The sequence below is a fragment of the Streptomyces sp. NPDC020845 genome (assembly GCF_044334165.1).
Lineage (GTDB): Bacteria > Actinomycetota > Actinomycetes > Streptomycetales > Streptomycetaceae > Streptomyces.
Genome location: NZ_JBIRSJ010000012.1, coordinates 67004 through 80217 on the forward strand (window position 1 = coordinate 67004; position 13214 = coordinate 80217).

Here is a 13214-nt window from a genome sequence, read left to right on the forward strand (position 1 = left end):
GCCCGGGGGGCCATGGTAATTTCGAGGTAGCGGATCGGCCGTTGTATGCTGCTCCGGTTGCCCGATGCGAATCGGGCCGTTCCCCTGGCACCGCCGATCGTTCACGATCCCGGCGAGCCGGGGCTCACCGTAAGTGTCTGTCTCCTCGCGCCAGCGGGGTTGACCCGTCTTTGGAGTAACCCGTGGCTGCCAACTGCGACGTCTGCGGCAAGGGGCCGGGCTTCGGCAACAACATCTCGCACTCGCACCGCCGCACCCGCCGTCGTTGGAACCCCAACATCCAGACGGTGCGCGCTGTGGTCGGTCGGACCCCGAAGCGGCTCAACGTCTGCACCTCGTGCATCAAGGCCGGCAAGGTTTCGCGCTGACTTCCCACGCGCTCGGGGGCGACCCCGAGCGTGTGTCGAGTGCGACCTTTCCGGTTGCCGAGCCGGTCCACCTTTCAGGTGGGCCGGCTTTTCGCATGCCCTGAGTTCCGGGATCAGCGCCACCGCCAGCCGTGATCCACCGGGCCGATCCCCCGGCCCAGCGGGAACCCGGCCGCGATCGCGCCCGTGACGTACTCCTTGGCCGCCGTAACGGCCCGCGGCACGTCCGCCCCCAGCGCCAGATACGAGGCGATGGCACTGGCGAGGGTGCAGCCCGTGCCGTGCGTATGGCGGTTGTCGTGCCGGGTGGCGCGCAGCCAGTGTTCCTCGGCGCCGTCGGTGAGCAGATCGACCGCGTCGCCGTCCAAGTGGCCGCCCTTGATCAGCGCCCACCGCGGGCCGAATTCCAGGATCGCGTCGGCGGCCCGCCGCAGATCCCGCTCCGCCGCCACTTCCACGCCCGTCAGCTGGGCGACCTCGTCCAGGTTGGGCGTGGCCACCGTCGCGACCGGCAGCAGCCGCGCACGGACCGTGTCGAGGGCTTCGGTGGCCAGCAGGGCGTCGCCGTGCTTGGAGACCCCGACCGGGTCGACCACGACCGGGGCGGAGACGTCCGCGAGCAGCCCGGCGACGGTCTCGACGAGCTCGGCGGACGCCAGCATCCCGGTTTTGACCGCCTGTACCCCGATGTCGTCGACGACGCCGCGGAACTGGGCCCGTACGGCCTCGGCGGGCAGCTCCCACGCGCCGCTCACGCCCAGCGAGTTCTGTGCCGTCACGGCCGTGATCACGCTCATGCCGTGTACGCCGAGGGCCAGCATCGCCTTCAGGTCGGCCTGGATACCGGCACCGCCGCCGGAGTCGGATCCGGCGACGGTGAGCACGCGTGGCGGAGCCACGGGTGGGTGCGGCGGGGATGCGGGGAGAGTCGCCATGTCGCCGAATCTACTCGGCGATCCACACGGGGCTGACAGGCGCTTCCAGTCAACGCTTCCAGTCGGCGCCTCTAGTCGGCGTTCTTGTCCTTGCCGAAGTGGTCCCAGCCCGCGTGCGGCCAGGGCGCGCCGTCCACGGTCACCTGCGGCAGCGCCGAGGGGTTGAGCACTTCGCCGATCACCTTCCAGCGCGCGGGCAGCTTCACATCGGGCGGGAAGGTCGCCACGATGGCGTGGTCCTCGCCCCCGTTGAGCACCCACTGCAGCGGATCGACGCCCACCGCCTGCCCGATGTCGGACATCTGGGACGGGATGTCGATGTCCCCCGAGCGCAGATCGATACGGACCTTGCTGGCCTCCGCGATATGCCCGAGGTCGGCGACCAGTCCGTCGCTGACGTCGGTCATGGCGGTCGCGCCGAGCCCGGCGGCCGCAGGCCCCGCGTGGTAGGGCGGCTCCGGCCTGCGGTGTGCCTCGACAAAGGCGCGCGGCGAGCGGAAGCCGCGGGAGAGCACCGCGTGGCCGGCCGCCGACCAGCCGAGCCAGCCCGTGACCGCGACCACGTCGCCCGGCTGGGCGCCGGACCGGGTGACCGGTTCGTTGTTGCGCAGATCGCCCAGGGCGGTGATCGCCACGGTGATGGTCTCGCCGCGCACCACATCGCCGCCCACCACGGCCGCGCCCGCCACCTGGCACTCGTCGCGGATGCCGTCCATCAGCTCGGCGGGCCACGTCACCGGGAGTTCGGCGGGCACCACCAGGCCCAGCAGCAGCGCGGTCGGCACCGCGCCCATCGCCGCGATGTCCGCGAGGTTCTGGGCGGCGGCCTTGCGGCCGACGTCATAGGCGGTGGACCAGTCGCGGCGGAAGTGCCGTCCCTCCAGCAGTACGTCCGTACTGGCCACGACCCGCCGGTCCGGCGCGGCCACGACCGCGGCGTCATCGCCGGGCCCCAGCCGCACGGCCGGGGTGGTGGTGAGCCGGGAGGTGAGCTCTCTGATGAGCCCGAACTCCCCCAACTCGCCCACGGTGCCCTTCATCCCATTGCCCCTTCGTACTTGTCGCTCGCTGCCCGCCGCGCCGCGCACGCCGCGCGGGTCTCCCCGCGCCGCTCGGCGACGCGGTACCGTGGCGTCCCTTCTCCCCACATGATCCTCGTAGCCGCCCTGGAGGTTCCGTGGTACAGGCGTACATCCTGATCCAAACCGAGGTCGGCAAGGCGTCGACCGTCGCCGACGTCATCGCCAAGATCCCTGGAGTGATACAGGCAGAGGACGTCACCGGCCCGTACGACGTCATCGTGCGCGCTCAGGCCGAGACGGTCGATGAACTCGGCCGCATGGTGGTCGCGAAAGTCCAGCAAGTGGACGGCATCACGCGGACCCTGACCTGCCCCGTCGTCCATCTGTGACTCCCCGTATGCTCAGCCCGTGAATTCCGCACACCGTAGCCCCACCCGAAGGATCGTCTCCACGTCCGCCGCCGCGGCGCTGCTCGTGCTGTCGGCGGCCGGGTGCTCCTTCATCGGAGGTTCGGACGGCTCGCTCTCGCTCACGGTTCCCAAGCCGCCCGCGGAGATGGCCACGCTGTGCCGGGCGCTGCACAAGGAACTCCCCAAGACCGTGGAGGGGCTGGAGCACCGCACCCCCAAGCCCGCCTCGGAGCTGACCGCCGCCTGGGGCGACCCCGCCATAAAGCTGCGCTGCGGGGTCGCCAAGCCCGCGGTTCTCACGCCCGGTACCGAGCACTACAACCCCTACACGCCCTCGGCCGACATCAACGGCGTACGGTGGCTTCCCGAGCAGCAGGACGACGGCTATCGCTTCACGACCGTGCTGCGCAAGGCATACGTCGAGGTGACGGTGCCCGGAAAGTACGCGCCGGAGGTCAACCCGCTTGTCGATCTGGCGAGCGCCGTCAAGAAGACCGTGCCGGAAGGCGTGGTCTGAGACCCACCGATGTGAGACCCACCGATGTGAGACCCGCCCCGGGCGCGCCGCCCGGGGCCATGGCACCGTCGGCCGGCTCTAGCGCAGCCCCGTCGGGCGGCGCAGGGCGGCCTGGATGAGCCGGTCCACCAGTTCGGGGTAGCTGACCCCGCTCTCCTGCCACATCCGCGGGTACATCGAGATGGGCGTGAAGCCGGGCATGGTGTTGATCTCGTTGATCACGAATTCGCCGCTGTCCAGCAGGAAGAAGTCCGCGCGGACCAGGCCCTCGCAGGACGTCGCCTCGAACGCCCGCACCGCCAGCTCCCGCACTCGCTCGGTCTGCTCCTCGGTGAGCGGCGCGGGCACCACACCGTCCGCCGAGTCGATGTACTTCGCCTCGAAGTCGTAGAAGTCGTGGGTGGAGACCGGCGGGATCTCGGCCGGCACGCTGGCCCGCGGGCCGTCCTCGAACTCCAGCACCCCGCATTCGATCTCGCGGCCGCGCAGCAGCGCCTCGACGACGATCTTCGGGTCGTGACGCCGCGCCTCCTCGATCGCCTCCTCCAGGCCGGAGATGTCGTCGACCTTGGAGATGCCGATGGACGAGCCCGCGCGCGCGGGCTTCACGAAGACCGGCCAGCCGTGCTCGCCGGCGAAATCGACGATCTTCTTCCGGGCGGCGGCCGGGTCCTTGTCCCATTCGCGGGGGCGGATCACCTCGTACGGGCCGACGGGAAGCCCGAAGGAGACGAACACCCGCTTCATGTACTCCTTGTCCATGCCGACGGCGGAGGCGAGTACGCCCGCGCCCACATAGGGCACGCCGGACAGTTCGAGCAGCCCCTGAAGGGTGCCGTCCTCGCCATAGGGGCCGTGCAGCATGGGGAAGACCACGTCGACCTCGCCGAGCGCCTTGGGCACCCCGCCCGGCTCGGTGTAGACGACCTCGCGGTTGCCCTGGTCGACCGGGAGCAGGACCGAGCCCTCGTCGGACTCGGCGAGGCCCTCGACGCTGGGCAGCTCCCGGCCCTCGATGGCCATCCGGTCGGGCTCGTCGGCGGTCAGCGCCCAACGCCCGTCCCCTGTGATCCCGATCGGCAGCACGTCGTACTTCTCGCGGTCGATGGCGCGCAGCACCGCGCCTGCGGTGACCACCGAGATGGTGTGCTCGGAGCTGCGGCCGCCGAAGACGACGGCGACGCGCAGCTTCCTCGGCTCCCCTTCGGAGGGGGGCGGGACAGGGCTGGGGGCGGGGCTCTGGCTGCTCATAACGCGTTGAGGTTACCTTGCGGTCCGGCGCCCGTCAGTGCCGCTCGGGCTTGGCGCTGCGCGACATCAGCTCTTTCAGCGCCACCAGGGGCGGTTTGCCGTCGTGGACGATGCTCACCACCGTCTCGGTGATCGGCATGTCGACGTCGTGCCGCCGGGCGAGATCGAGCACGGACTCACACGACTTGACGCCCTCCGCGGTCTGCTTGGTGGCCGCGATGGTCTCTTCCAGGGTCATGCCGCGGCCGAGGTTGGTGCCGAAGGTGTGGTTGCGGGACAGCGGCGAGGAGCAGGTGGCGACCAGGTCGCCCATGCCCGCCAGGCCCGCGAAGGTGTGCGCGTCGGCGCCCATGGCCAGCCCCAGCCGGGTCGTTTCGGCCAGGCCCCGGGTGATCAGCGACGCCTTGGTGTTGTCGCCGAGCCCCATGCCGTCGGCGATGCCCACGGCGAGCGCGATGACGTTCTTGACCGCGCCGCCGAGCTCGCAGCCGACCACGTCGGTGTTGGTGTACGGGCGGAAGTACGGGGTGTGGCAGGCGGCCTGGAGGCGGCGCGCCACGTCCTCGTCGCGGCAGGCGACGACCGAGGCGGCGGGCTGGCGGGCGGCGATCTCCTTGGCCAGGTTGGGCCCGGTGAGCACGGCGACCCGCTCCGGGGACGCCTTGGCGACCTCCTCGATCACCTCGCTCATCCGCTTGGCGGTGCCCAGTTCCACGCCCTTCATCAGCGAGACGAGCACGGTATCGGCGGGCAGCAGCGGCGCCCACTCGGCGAGGTTGCCGCGCAGTGTCTGGGAGGGCACGGCGAGCACGGTGAACTCGGCGCCGCGGGCCGCCTCCGCCGGGTCGGTGGTGGCCCGCACCGACCGCGGGAGCTCGGTCCCCGGCAGATAGTCGGGGTTGGTGCGGGTGGTGTTGATGGCCTCCACGGGGCCGGTCCTGCGGCCCCACAGCGTCACCTCGCAGCCCGCGTCGGCGAGCACCATCGCGTACGCGGTGCCCCAGGAGCCGGTGCCGTAGACGGCGCAGCGCGTCACTTGCTCTCCTCATCGGCCGCGGGGGGTTCCCCGGCGGCGCGGGACGTGCCGGACCGGTACTCGTAGCGCTCGGTGGGCGCGGGCTCCCCGCGAACCTCGGAGAGGAGTTCGGCGACCGCGGCCATGATGTCGTCGGTGGCCGCCCGCAGCACTTCGGCGGTGGGCTCCTTGCCGTAGTACGCGGACAGGTCCACGGGCGGGCCCGCGTGCACCGTGAGCGTCTTGCGGGGGAAGAACCGGGGCTTCTTGGTGTACGGCGGCAGCGCCTCGTTGGCGCCCCACTGCGCGACGGGGATCACCGGCGCCTTGGTGAGCAGTGCGACGCGCGCCGCGCCGGTCTTGCCGCGCATGGGCCACAGCGCGGGGTCGCGGGTGAGGGTGCCCTCGGGGTAGAAGGCCACGCATTCGCCCCTGTTGACCGCGTCCACGGCGGCCCGGAAGGCGTTGGCCGCGTTGGTGGAGTCCCGGTAGACCGGGATCTGGGAGGTCCCGCGCAGGAAGGCGCCGACGAAGCCGCCCTTGAAGACGCCGGCCTTGATGAGGAAGCGCGGCATACGCCCGGTGTTGTACTGGAAGTGGGCGTACGAGAAGGGATCGAGATGTGAGTTGTGGTTGATGGCGGTGATAAATCCGCCCTGGGCGGGAATGTGCTCCATTCCGCGCCAGTCCCGCTTGAAGAGGACCACGAGCGGCGGTTTCACCAGGACCGCCGCCATGCGGTACCAGAAGCCGATTCTGCGGCCGGACACTCGGAACATCCTCCTCTTGGACCCGCTGACCTGCTGGCTTTGCTGCCGTCCTGGCAGCCGCACAAGTGTCGCCCCAGGTACCCGGTCTGTCGAGGACACCGTAACCCCGCACCTGCCCGGCGCCTTAGGCAGCAGGCGAGAATGAGGCCCGTGGGAAGCGATGGAGCCCGTGTGGCGTGGACGCTGGTGGTGCCGCTGAAGCCCCTGTCGCGGGCCAAGAGCAGGCTCGCCGACACCGCGGGGGACGATCTGCGGCCGGGGCTCGCCCTCGCGTTCGCGCAGGACACGGTGGGTGCGGCGCTGGCGTGCCGGGCCGTGCGGGGCGTGACGGTCGTCACGGACGACCCCCTCGCGGCGCGGAAGCTTTCGGCTCTCGGCGCCCGGATCCTCCCGGACCCGCCGGGCGGCGGTCTGAACGCGGCGCTCGCGCAGGGCGCCCTGGCCGTGCGGCAGCAGCTCCCTACGGCCGCTGTGGCGGCCCTGAACGCCGATCTCCCGGCCCTGCGGCCGACGGAGCTCGAGCAGGTGCTCGAGGCCGCCTCGGCCGCTCCACGGGCGTTTCTGGCGGATGCGGCGGGAGTGGGCACGACGCTGCTGGCCGCCGCGCCCGGCGTGGAGCTGTCCCCCGCGTTCGGCGGGCCCTCCCGGGCCCGGCACCGGGCGTCGGGGGCGCGGGAGATACGGCTGCGGGGCGTCGATTCGGTACGGCGCGACGTGGACACGGGCGAGGACCTGCGCGCCGCGCTCGCCTTGGGCGTGGGCCCTCACACCCTCCGCCACCCGTTCCCGGGCCTGCCCCAGCCGCCCGTGCCGTCGCCCCAGAACTGAGCGCCGCACGTCGGCGCCAGGGTCTGTCGTCAAAGGGGGCGTCCGGCCGCGAACGGCGTCTGGTGCGGTACCTCGCAAGGCGGAGCGTCGCCCTCGTACCGGGCGTACTTGGGCGATGCGACAACGCGGCGAGGCGCCGCCCGCCGCGGTAGCGGCTGATGTCACTGCGGCGTCGGGAGCAGGGCGCCCCCTTTGACGACAGGCCCTAGGCTGGGCCCATGCAGGCGACCGCATACACGTACGACCCCGAGACCCGCGCCGGCAGCGTGCTGCTGGACGACGGGACCCCGTTGCCCTTCGACGCGGCGGCCTTCGACGCCGGGGGGCTGCGGCTGCTGCGGCCCGGGCAGCGGGTGCGGATCGAGGTGGAAGGTCTCGAAGGGACTCCCGAGGGGCGCCGCATCGTGCTGGTGACCCTGCAGACCTTCTGAACGCACCGCGGGTGAACGCACCGCGGGCCGGGCCCGTCCAGGGAGCCCGGCCCGACGCGTGACACCGCCGCTGTAAGCCGCTGACCATCTGGTCAGCGCTTGCGGGCGGTGGTCTTCTTGGCGGTGGTCTTGCGCGCCGGGGCCTTCTTCGCCGGAGCCTTCTTCGCCGTCGCCTTCTTCGCCGTCACCTTCTTGGCCGCGGCCTTCGCGGGTGCCTTCTTCGCTGCCGCCGCCTTCGCGGGAGCCTTCTTGGCCGCCGCCTTCTTCGCCGCGGGGGCCGCCTTCTTCGCCGCGGCCTTCTTGGCCGCCGCCTTCTTCGCGGCCACCTGGAGGCTGCCCTTGGGGGCCTTCTTCACGGCCACCTCGCCGCCCCGGGGGAGCTTCTTCGACCCGCTCACCAGGTCCTTGAACCCCTGACCCGCGCGGAAACGGGGCACCGAGGTCTTCTTGACCCGGACCCGCTCCCCGGTCTGCGGGTTGCGGGCGTAGCGGGCCGGACGCTCGACCTTCTCGAACGAGCCGAATCCGGTGACCGAAACTCGCTCCCCGGCGACGACCGCACGGACCATCGCGTCCAGTACCGCGTCGACCGCTTCGGCGGCCTGCTGACGGCCGCCGAGCTTGTCGGCAATCGCTTCTACGAGCTGCGCCTTGTTCACGTCTTCCCCTTCAGAGACATTGCCAGAACGAATGTGTTCAAGCTTTTTCGCACGTTAGGCAGATATATACCGCAAATCAAACACGAAACGGGCTTATCACCCTTGTGCCGCAACGCACTCGGATGTCATGGACTTCCGTCGGAGTCGGGATCTTGGGGGAAACGTCCCTCGTCGAGGTCGTTCATCAACCGCTCCAGACGCCTTGCCGCGTCCGCGAGATCGTGTTTCGCCGCAGCCGTGATGACCAGCAGCTTCCGGGACAGCGCCATCCGTACGCCCTCCGGGACTTGCAGTGAGCGCACCCTTGTGTGCGCTTCCTTGAGCCGGTCCGCGACAAGCCCGTAGAGCTCGAGTTGGCCGTCGCGTTCCATGCACTGATTGTGCCATCTGAGGCGAGTTGTCGCTTCAGGGGGCCTCAACATGCCGATGCGCCGCCGGCCCGAGGACCGGCGACGCATCGTGTCAAACATGCTCTGTACAGGGAAGACCCGGGGGGCTCAGACCTCAACCGTGCTCGGCTTGAAGGTCGGCCGCAGCGCCTCGTACGCGGCGATGTCGGCCTCCTGCCGGAGGGTGAGACTGATGTCGTCCAGCCCTTCCAGAAGCCTCCATCGGGCGTTCTCGTCAAGCTCAAAATCAGCCGTGATGCCCTCGGCCCGAACCTGGCGCTCGACCAGGTCCACGGTGACCTCGGCCGACGGGTCGGTCTCGATCAGCTTCCACAGCCGGTCCACGGTCTCCTGCGGCAGCACCACCGTCAGCAGGCCGTTCTTGAGGGAGTTGCCGCGGAAGATATCGGCGAAACGCGAGGAGATCACGGCCTTGAAGCCGTAGTTCTGCAGCGCCCACACCGCGTGTTCCCGCGAGGAGCCGGTGCCGAAGTCGGGCCCGGCGACCAGCACGGTCGCGCCCTTGTGCTCGGGCCGGTTGAGCACGAAGTCCGCGTCCTTGCGCCAGGCCTCGAACAGCCCGTCCTCGAAGCCGTCGCGGGTGACCTTCTTGAGCCAGTGCGCGGGGATGATCTGGTCGGTGTCCACGTTGCTGCGGCGCAGCGGAACGGCCCGGCCGGTGTGCGTGGTGAATGCTTCCATGTCTGCTCAGGCCCCCACGGGAACGGTTGCGTCGGCGTCGGACAGATCGGCGGGCGAGGCCAGATGGCCGAGGACCGCGGTGGCGGCGGCCACCTGCGGGGAGACCAGGTGGGTGCGGCCGCCCTTGCCCTGCCGGCCCTCGAAGTTGCGGTTGGAGGTGGACGCCGACCGCTCACCGGGCGCCAGCTGGTCCGGGTTCATGCCCAGACACATCGAACAGCCCGCGTGCCGCCACTCGGCGCCGGCCGCGGTGAACACCTTGTCCAGCCCCTCCTCCACGGCCTGCAGGGCGACCCGTACGGAGCCGGGGACGACCAGCATCCGCACCCCGTCGGCCACCGAACGGCCCGACAGGATCGAGGCGGCGGAGCGCAGGTCCTCGATGCGGCCGTTGGTGCAGGAGCCGACGAAAACGGTGTCGACCTTGATGTCCCGCAGCGCCTGACCAGCCGTCAGACCCATGTACTCCAGGGCCTTCTCAGCGGCGAACTTCTCGCTGGCGTCCTCGAAGGCGGCGGGGTCGGGAACGGCGGCCGACAGCGGCGCGCCCTGGCCCGGGTTGGTGCCCCAGGTGACGAACGGCGCGAGCTCTGCGGCGTCGATGACCACCTCGCGGTCGAAGACCGCGTCGTCGTCGGTGCGCAGCGTGCGCCAGTACTCCACGGCGGCGTCCCAGTCGGCGCCCTGGGGGGCGTGGGCGCGGCCCTTCAGGTACGCGAAGGTGGTCTCGTCCGGGGCGATCATGCCCGCCCGGGCGCCGGCCTCGATGGACATGTTGCAGACGGTCATCCGGGCTTCCATCGACAGCTTCTCGACGGCGGAGCCCCGGTACTCGATCACATAGCCCTGGCCGCCGCCGGTGCCGATCTTCGCGATGATCGCCAGGATCAGGTCCTTGGCCGTGACGTCCTCGGGCAGCTCGCCCTCGACCGTGATCGCCATGGTCTTGAAGGGCGCGAGCGGCAGCGTCTGGGTGGCCAGCACATGCTCGACCTGGCTGGTGCCGATGCCGAACGCGAGCGCGCCGAAGGCTCCATGGGTGGAGGTGTGGCTGTCACCGCAGACGACGGTGGTGCCGGGCTGGGTCAGTCCCAGCTGGGGGCCCACCACGTGGACGACGCCCTGCTCGACATCGCCGAGCGGGTGCAGCCGCACGCCGAACTCCGCGCAGTTCTTGCGCAGCGTCTCCAACTGGGCCCGGGAGACGGGGTCGGCGATCGGCTTGTCGATGTCCAGGGTGGGGGTGTTGTGGTCCTCGGTCGCGATGGTGAGGTCGGTGCGACGGACCCGGCGGCCGGCCTTGCGGAGGCCGTCGAAGGCCTGCGGGCTGGTCACCTCGTGCAGCAGGTGCAGATCGATGAAGAGGAGATCGGGCTCGCCTTCGGCGCGCCGGACGACGTGGTCGTCCCAGACCTTCTCCGCGAGTGTCCGTCCCATCGCTTTCCCTCCGGCCGGCAACGTCGCCGGCCCTGCTCGTGTGTACTGCGTGCCCTGGTATGTGGGCCCGCCATTACAGAGTGGCGCGTCGCCTCGTAAAATGAACTTGCGTTTCACAGTGTGAGACGCGAATATCGTTTCATGGACAACTCTAGTGGCGTCGGCGTTCTCGACAAGGCGGCTCTGGTATTGAGCGCTCTGGAGTCCGGTCCGGCCACCCTCGCCGGGCTGGTCGGGGCGACCGGTCTCGCGCGCCCCACGGCGCACCGGCTCGCGGTAGCACTCGAACACCACCGGATGGTGGCCCGTGACATGCAGGGACGCTTCATTCTCGGCCCGCGCCTGGCCGAACTGGCCGCTTCGGCGGGCGAGGACCGCCTGCTCGCCACCGCGGGCCCGGTGCTCACGCATCTGCGGGACGTGACCGGGGAGAGCGCGCAGCTCTACCGGCGCCAGGGCGATATGCGCATCTGCGTCGCCGCGGCGGAGCGGCTGTCCGGACTGCGGGACACCGTGCCCGTGGGCTCGACCCTGCCCATGAAGGCCGGCTCCGCGGCCCAGATCCTGATGGCCTGGGAGGAGCCGGAGCGGCTGCACCGCGGGCTCCAGGGGGCCCGCTTCACGGCGACCGCACTGTCGGGCGTACGGCGGCGCGGCTGGGCCCAGTCGATCGGCGAGCGGGAGCCCGGCGTGGCCTCGGTCTCCGCGCCCGTACGAGGCCCCTCCAACCGCGTCGTCGCGGCGGTCTCGGTGTCCGGCCCGATCGAGCGGCTGACCCGGCACCCGGGGCGGATGCACGCCCAGGCGGTCATCGACGCGGCCGCACGCCTGACGGACGCACTGCGCCGCGGCGCCTGAAGCCCGGCCGGGGGCACCTCCCAGCGGTAGCCGAGGGAGAACCGAGCCGAAAAAGAGGGGGCACGCGCGGTCATGCGCCCTTCAGGTCCAGCCGGTCGGCCGCCCGGTCGCCGCGGCGGCCGACCGGGATGACACCGAGCGCCTTGGCCAGGCCGAACTCCGGCATGTTGATGTAGACGGACTCGTGCGCACCGGCCGGGACGACGAAGGTCTCGTGCCAGAAGCCGACCTTGCCCCGGCCCTCCCGCAGCCGCCGGTTGAACGCGGCCCAGGCCGGCCGGTGCTCCTTGTCCTGGTCCACGGCGTATGCCAGCAGCTTCTCGTGCGACTCCCAGTACTGGACCAGGTAGATCACCCGGGGCGGGCCGAACAGCAGGTGGTAGCCCATCATGCCGCTCTCCTTGTCCCGCGACAGCTCGCGCAGCATCCGCGGCATCGCCCGGAACACCGGCCACCAGCTGCGCAGCGCCCGGAGGCGGTTGATCCGCATACCAATCATGAACACGGTCACCCCGCCCTCGGCTTCGGCGGTCATGCGCCCGGCTATCGGCTTGGCACCCATGGTGATCCCCTCATCCCTCGTAAGGCGTAATCTTGGATAGCGGCGCTACCCAATGATTGGATAGTGCCACTCTCCAACCAGGAAGGCAAGTGGATGCGTCTCAAGGAGTTGAGCGAGCGCAGCGGGGTGTCCACCGCGACGATCAAGTACTACCTGCGCGAGCGGCTGCTGCCGCCGGGCGAGCGCGTCAGCGCCACCCAGGCCGAGTACGGCGAGGAGCATCTGCGCAGACTGCGGCTGGTGCGGGCGCTGATCCAGGTGGGCCGGGTGCCGGTGGCCACGGCCCGCGAGGTACTGGAGACCGCCGAGGACGAGTCGCTGTCCCAGAACACCCGGATGGGGGCCGCGGTCTGGGCGCTGCCGCACGGCCCCGAGCCCGCCGAGGACGATCCCGAGACCGAGGAGGCCCGCCGCCAGGTCGACGCCCTGCTGGAGCGGCTGGGTTGGACGTACGGCCAGGAGCTCGGCGACACCTCCCCCGCGTACGGAATGCTGGTGGCGGCCATCGCCTCACTCGCCCGGCTCGGCTATCCGCACGAGACCGACCATCTGCTGCTGCACGCCCGCCTGGCCGCCGAACTGGCCGTCGCGGACCTGGATCTGGTCGAGAAGTACGGCGGCTCCCCCACGGAGCGGATCGAGGCGGTCGTCGCGCTGACGGTGCTGTACGAGCCGGTGCTGCTGGCCCTGCGGCGGCTCGCCGAGACCGAGGAGTCCGGCCGCCGCTTCGAGGGCTGATTCCGGGCAAGAGAAAGCCCCCCGTGAAAAACACGGAGGGCTTTCGGAAATGTACCCCCGACCGGATTCGAACCGGCGCTACCGCCTTGAGAGGGCGGCGTGCTAGGCCGCTACACAACGGGGGCTTGAGCACTGCGCTGGGCTACCAGGACTCGAACCTAGACTAAATGAACCAGAATCACTCGTGCTGCCAATTACACCATAGCCCATGGTATAGACCAGTACCCCCGACCGGATTCGAACCGGCGCTACCGCCTTGAGAGGGCGGCGTGCTAGGCCGCTACACAACGGGGGCCCTAGCGATCTCCATCTTCGGAAAGAC

17 protein-coding genes and 3 tRNA genes are annotated in these 13214 nt (G+C 70.6%); 7 read left to right on the forward strand and 13 right to left on the reverse strand.

Features of this window, described 5'->3' with window-relative positions:
• Positions 1-182: 182 nt before the first annotated feature.
• Positions 183-368 carry a 50S ribosomal protein L28 gene (rpmB, locus tag ACH4U7_RS30865; RefSeq protein WP_009714771.1) on the forward strand — a complete coding sequence of 62 codons (186 nt, stop codon included), beginning with the start codon at positions 183-185 and terminating at the stop codon, positions 366-368.
• A 113-nt stretch (positions 369-481) separates the two neighbouring features.
• On the opposite strand, the gene thiD is transcribed toward rpmB, so the two are convergent.
• Positions 482-1303, reverse strand: coding sequence for a bifunctional hydroxymethylpyrimidine kinase/phosphomethylpyrimidine kinase (gene thiD, locus ACH4U7_RS30870; protein ID WP_398531072.1), 822 nt, complete (start codon positions 1301-1303; stop codon positions 482-484).
• Between the two features lie 71 nt (positions 1304-1374).
• Positions 1375-2343 (reverse strand): thiamine-phosphate kinase, encoded by a 969-nt coding sequence (locus ACH4U7_RS30875; protein WP_014176095.1) that lies wholly within the window; start codon positions 2341-2343, stop codon positions 1375-1377.
• A gap of 137 nt (positions 2344-2480) precedes the next feature.
• On the opposite strand from ACH4U7_RS30875, the gene ACH4U7_RS30880 reads away from it, so the two are divergent.
• On the forward strand, positions 2481-2714 hold the full coding sequence (locus tag ACH4U7_RS30880; protein WP_014176096.1) for an Lrp/AsnC family transcriptional regulator: 234 nt from the start codon (positions 2481-2483) through the stop codon (positions 2712-2714).
• A gap of 19 nt (positions 2715-2733) precedes the next feature.
• Entirely contained in the window at positions 2734-3252 is a 519-nt protein-coding gene (locus ACH4U7_RS30885) for a DUF3515 domain-containing protein (protein ID WP_398531073.1), read from the forward strand.
• Positions 3253-3330: 78 nt separating this feature from the next.
• Here the strand turns inward: ACH4U7_RS30885 and ACH4U7_RS30890 are convergent, their stop codons facing one another.
• The 3 genes from ACH4U7_RS30890 to ACH4U7_RS30900 are packed head-to-tail and all read right to left on the reverse strand — an operon-like array spanning position 3331 to position 6288.
• Entirely contained in the window at positions 3331-4503 is a 1173-nt protein-coding gene (locus ACH4U7_RS30890; RefSeq protein ID WP_398531074.1) for a D-alanine--D-alanine ligase family protein, read from the reverse strand.
• Positions 4504-4537: 34 nt separating this feature from the next.
• On the reverse strand, positions 4538-5539 hold the full coding sequence (locus ACH4U7_RS30895; protein ID WP_385624407.1) for an NAD(P)H-dependent glycerol-3-phosphate dehydrogenase: 1002 nt from the start codon (positions 5537-5539) through the stop codon (positions 4538-4540).
• Positions 5536-6288, reverse strand: a complete 753-nt coding sequence (locus ACH4U7_RS30900; RefSeq protein ID WP_398531075.1) for a lysophospholipid acyltransferase family protein — start codon at positions 6286-6288, stop codon at positions 5536-5538. Before ACH4U7_RS30900 ends, ACH4U7_RS30895 begins: the two co-directional genes overlap by 4 nt.
• A 171-nt stretch (positions 6289-6459) precedes the next feature.
• Between ACH4U7_RS30900 and cofC the strand changes: the two genes are divergently transcribed.
• Complete coding sequence (cofC, locus tag ACH4U7_RS30905; RefSeq protein WP_398531076.1) at positions 6460-7116, forward strand: 2-phospho-L-lactate guanylyltransferase; 657 nt, start codon at positions 6460-6462, stop codon at positions 7114-7116.
• A gap of 218 nt (positions 7117-7334) precedes the next feature.
• Positions 7335-7547 carry a hypothetical protein gene (locus ACH4U7_RS30910; RefSeq protein WP_014176102.1) on the forward strand — a complete coding sequence of 71 codons (213 nt, stop codon included), beginning with the start codon at positions 7335-7337 and terminating at the stop codon, positions 7545-7547.
• Positions 7548-7639: 92 nt separating this feature from the next.
• Here the strand turns inward: ACH4U7_RS30910 and ACH4U7_RS30915 are convergent, their stop codons facing one another.
• From ACH4U7_RS30915 to leuC, 4 genes are all read right to left on the reverse strand, one after another.
• Positions 7640-8206, reverse strand: a complete 567-nt coding sequence (locus tag ACH4U7_RS30915) for an HU family DNA-binding protein (protein WP_398531077.1) — start codon at positions 8204-8206, stop codon at positions 7640-7642.
• Positions 8207-8331: 125 nt separating this feature from the next.
• The gene (locus tag ACH4U7_RS30920; RefSeq protein ID WP_014176104.1) at positions 8332-8577 is read right to left on the reverse strand and encodes a hypothetical protein; all 246 of its coding nucleotides are present in this window, start codon (positions 8575-8577) and stop codon (positions 8332-8334) included.
• 126 nt (positions 8578-8703) lie between these two features.
• Positions 8704-9297: a 3-isopropylmalate dehydratase small subunit gene (leuD, locus tag ACH4U7_RS30925; RefSeq protein ID WP_398531078.1), complete on the reverse strand. Its 594-nt coding sequence runs from the start codon at positions 9295-9297 to the stop codon at positions 8704-8706.
• A 6-nt stretch (positions 9298-9303) separates the two neighbouring features.
• On the reverse strand, positions 9304-10734 hold the full coding sequence (gene leuC, locus ACH4U7_RS30930) for a 3-isopropylmalate dehydratase large subunit (RefSeq protein WP_385624419.1): 1431 nt from the start codon (positions 10732-10734) through the stop codon (positions 9304-9306).
• Between the two features lie 141 nt (positions 10735-10875).
• Between leuC and ndgR the strand changes: the two genes are divergently transcribed.
• Positions 10876-11592: an IclR family transcriptional regulator NdgR gene (gene ndgR, locus ACH4U7_RS30935; RefSeq protein ID WP_089510951.1), complete on the forward strand. Its 717-nt coding sequence runs from the start codon at positions 10876-10878 to the stop codon at positions 11590-11592.
• Between the two features lie 70 nt (positions 11593-11662).
• Here the strand turns inward: ndgR and ACH4U7_RS30940 are convergent, their stop codons facing one another.
• The gene (locus ACH4U7_RS30940) at positions 11663-12154 is read right to left on the reverse strand and encodes a DUF4188 domain-containing protein (protein ID WP_398531079.1); all 492 of its coding nucleotides are present in this window, start codon (positions 12152-12154) and stop codon (positions 11663-11665) included.
• 93 nt (positions 12155-12247) lie between these two features.
• Between ACH4U7_RS30940 and ACH4U7_RS30945 the strand changes: the two genes are divergently transcribed.
• The gene (locus ACH4U7_RS30945; RefSeq protein WP_398531335.1) at positions 12248-12892 is read left to right on the forward strand and encodes a MerR family transcriptional regulator; all 645 of its coding nucleotides are present in this window, start codon (positions 12248-12250) and stop codon (positions 12890-12892) included.
• A 52-nt stretch (positions 12893-12944) separates the two neighbouring features.
• Here the strand turns inward: ACH4U7_RS30945 and ACH4U7_RS30950 are convergent.
• The 3 genes from ACH4U7_RS30950 to ACH4U7_RS30960 form a co-directional block, all read right to left on the reverse strand.
• A tRNA-Glu gene (locus ACH4U7_RS30950) sits at positions 12945-13017 on the reverse strand.
• Between the two features lie 12 nt (positions 13018-13029).
• Positions 13030-13101, reverse strand: a tRNA-Gln gene (locus tag ACH4U7_RS30955).
• 13 nt (positions 13102-13114) lie between these two features.
• A tRNA-Glu gene (locus ACH4U7_RS30960) sits at positions 13115-13187 on the reverse strand.
• Positions 13188-13214: the final 27 nt, after the last annotated feature.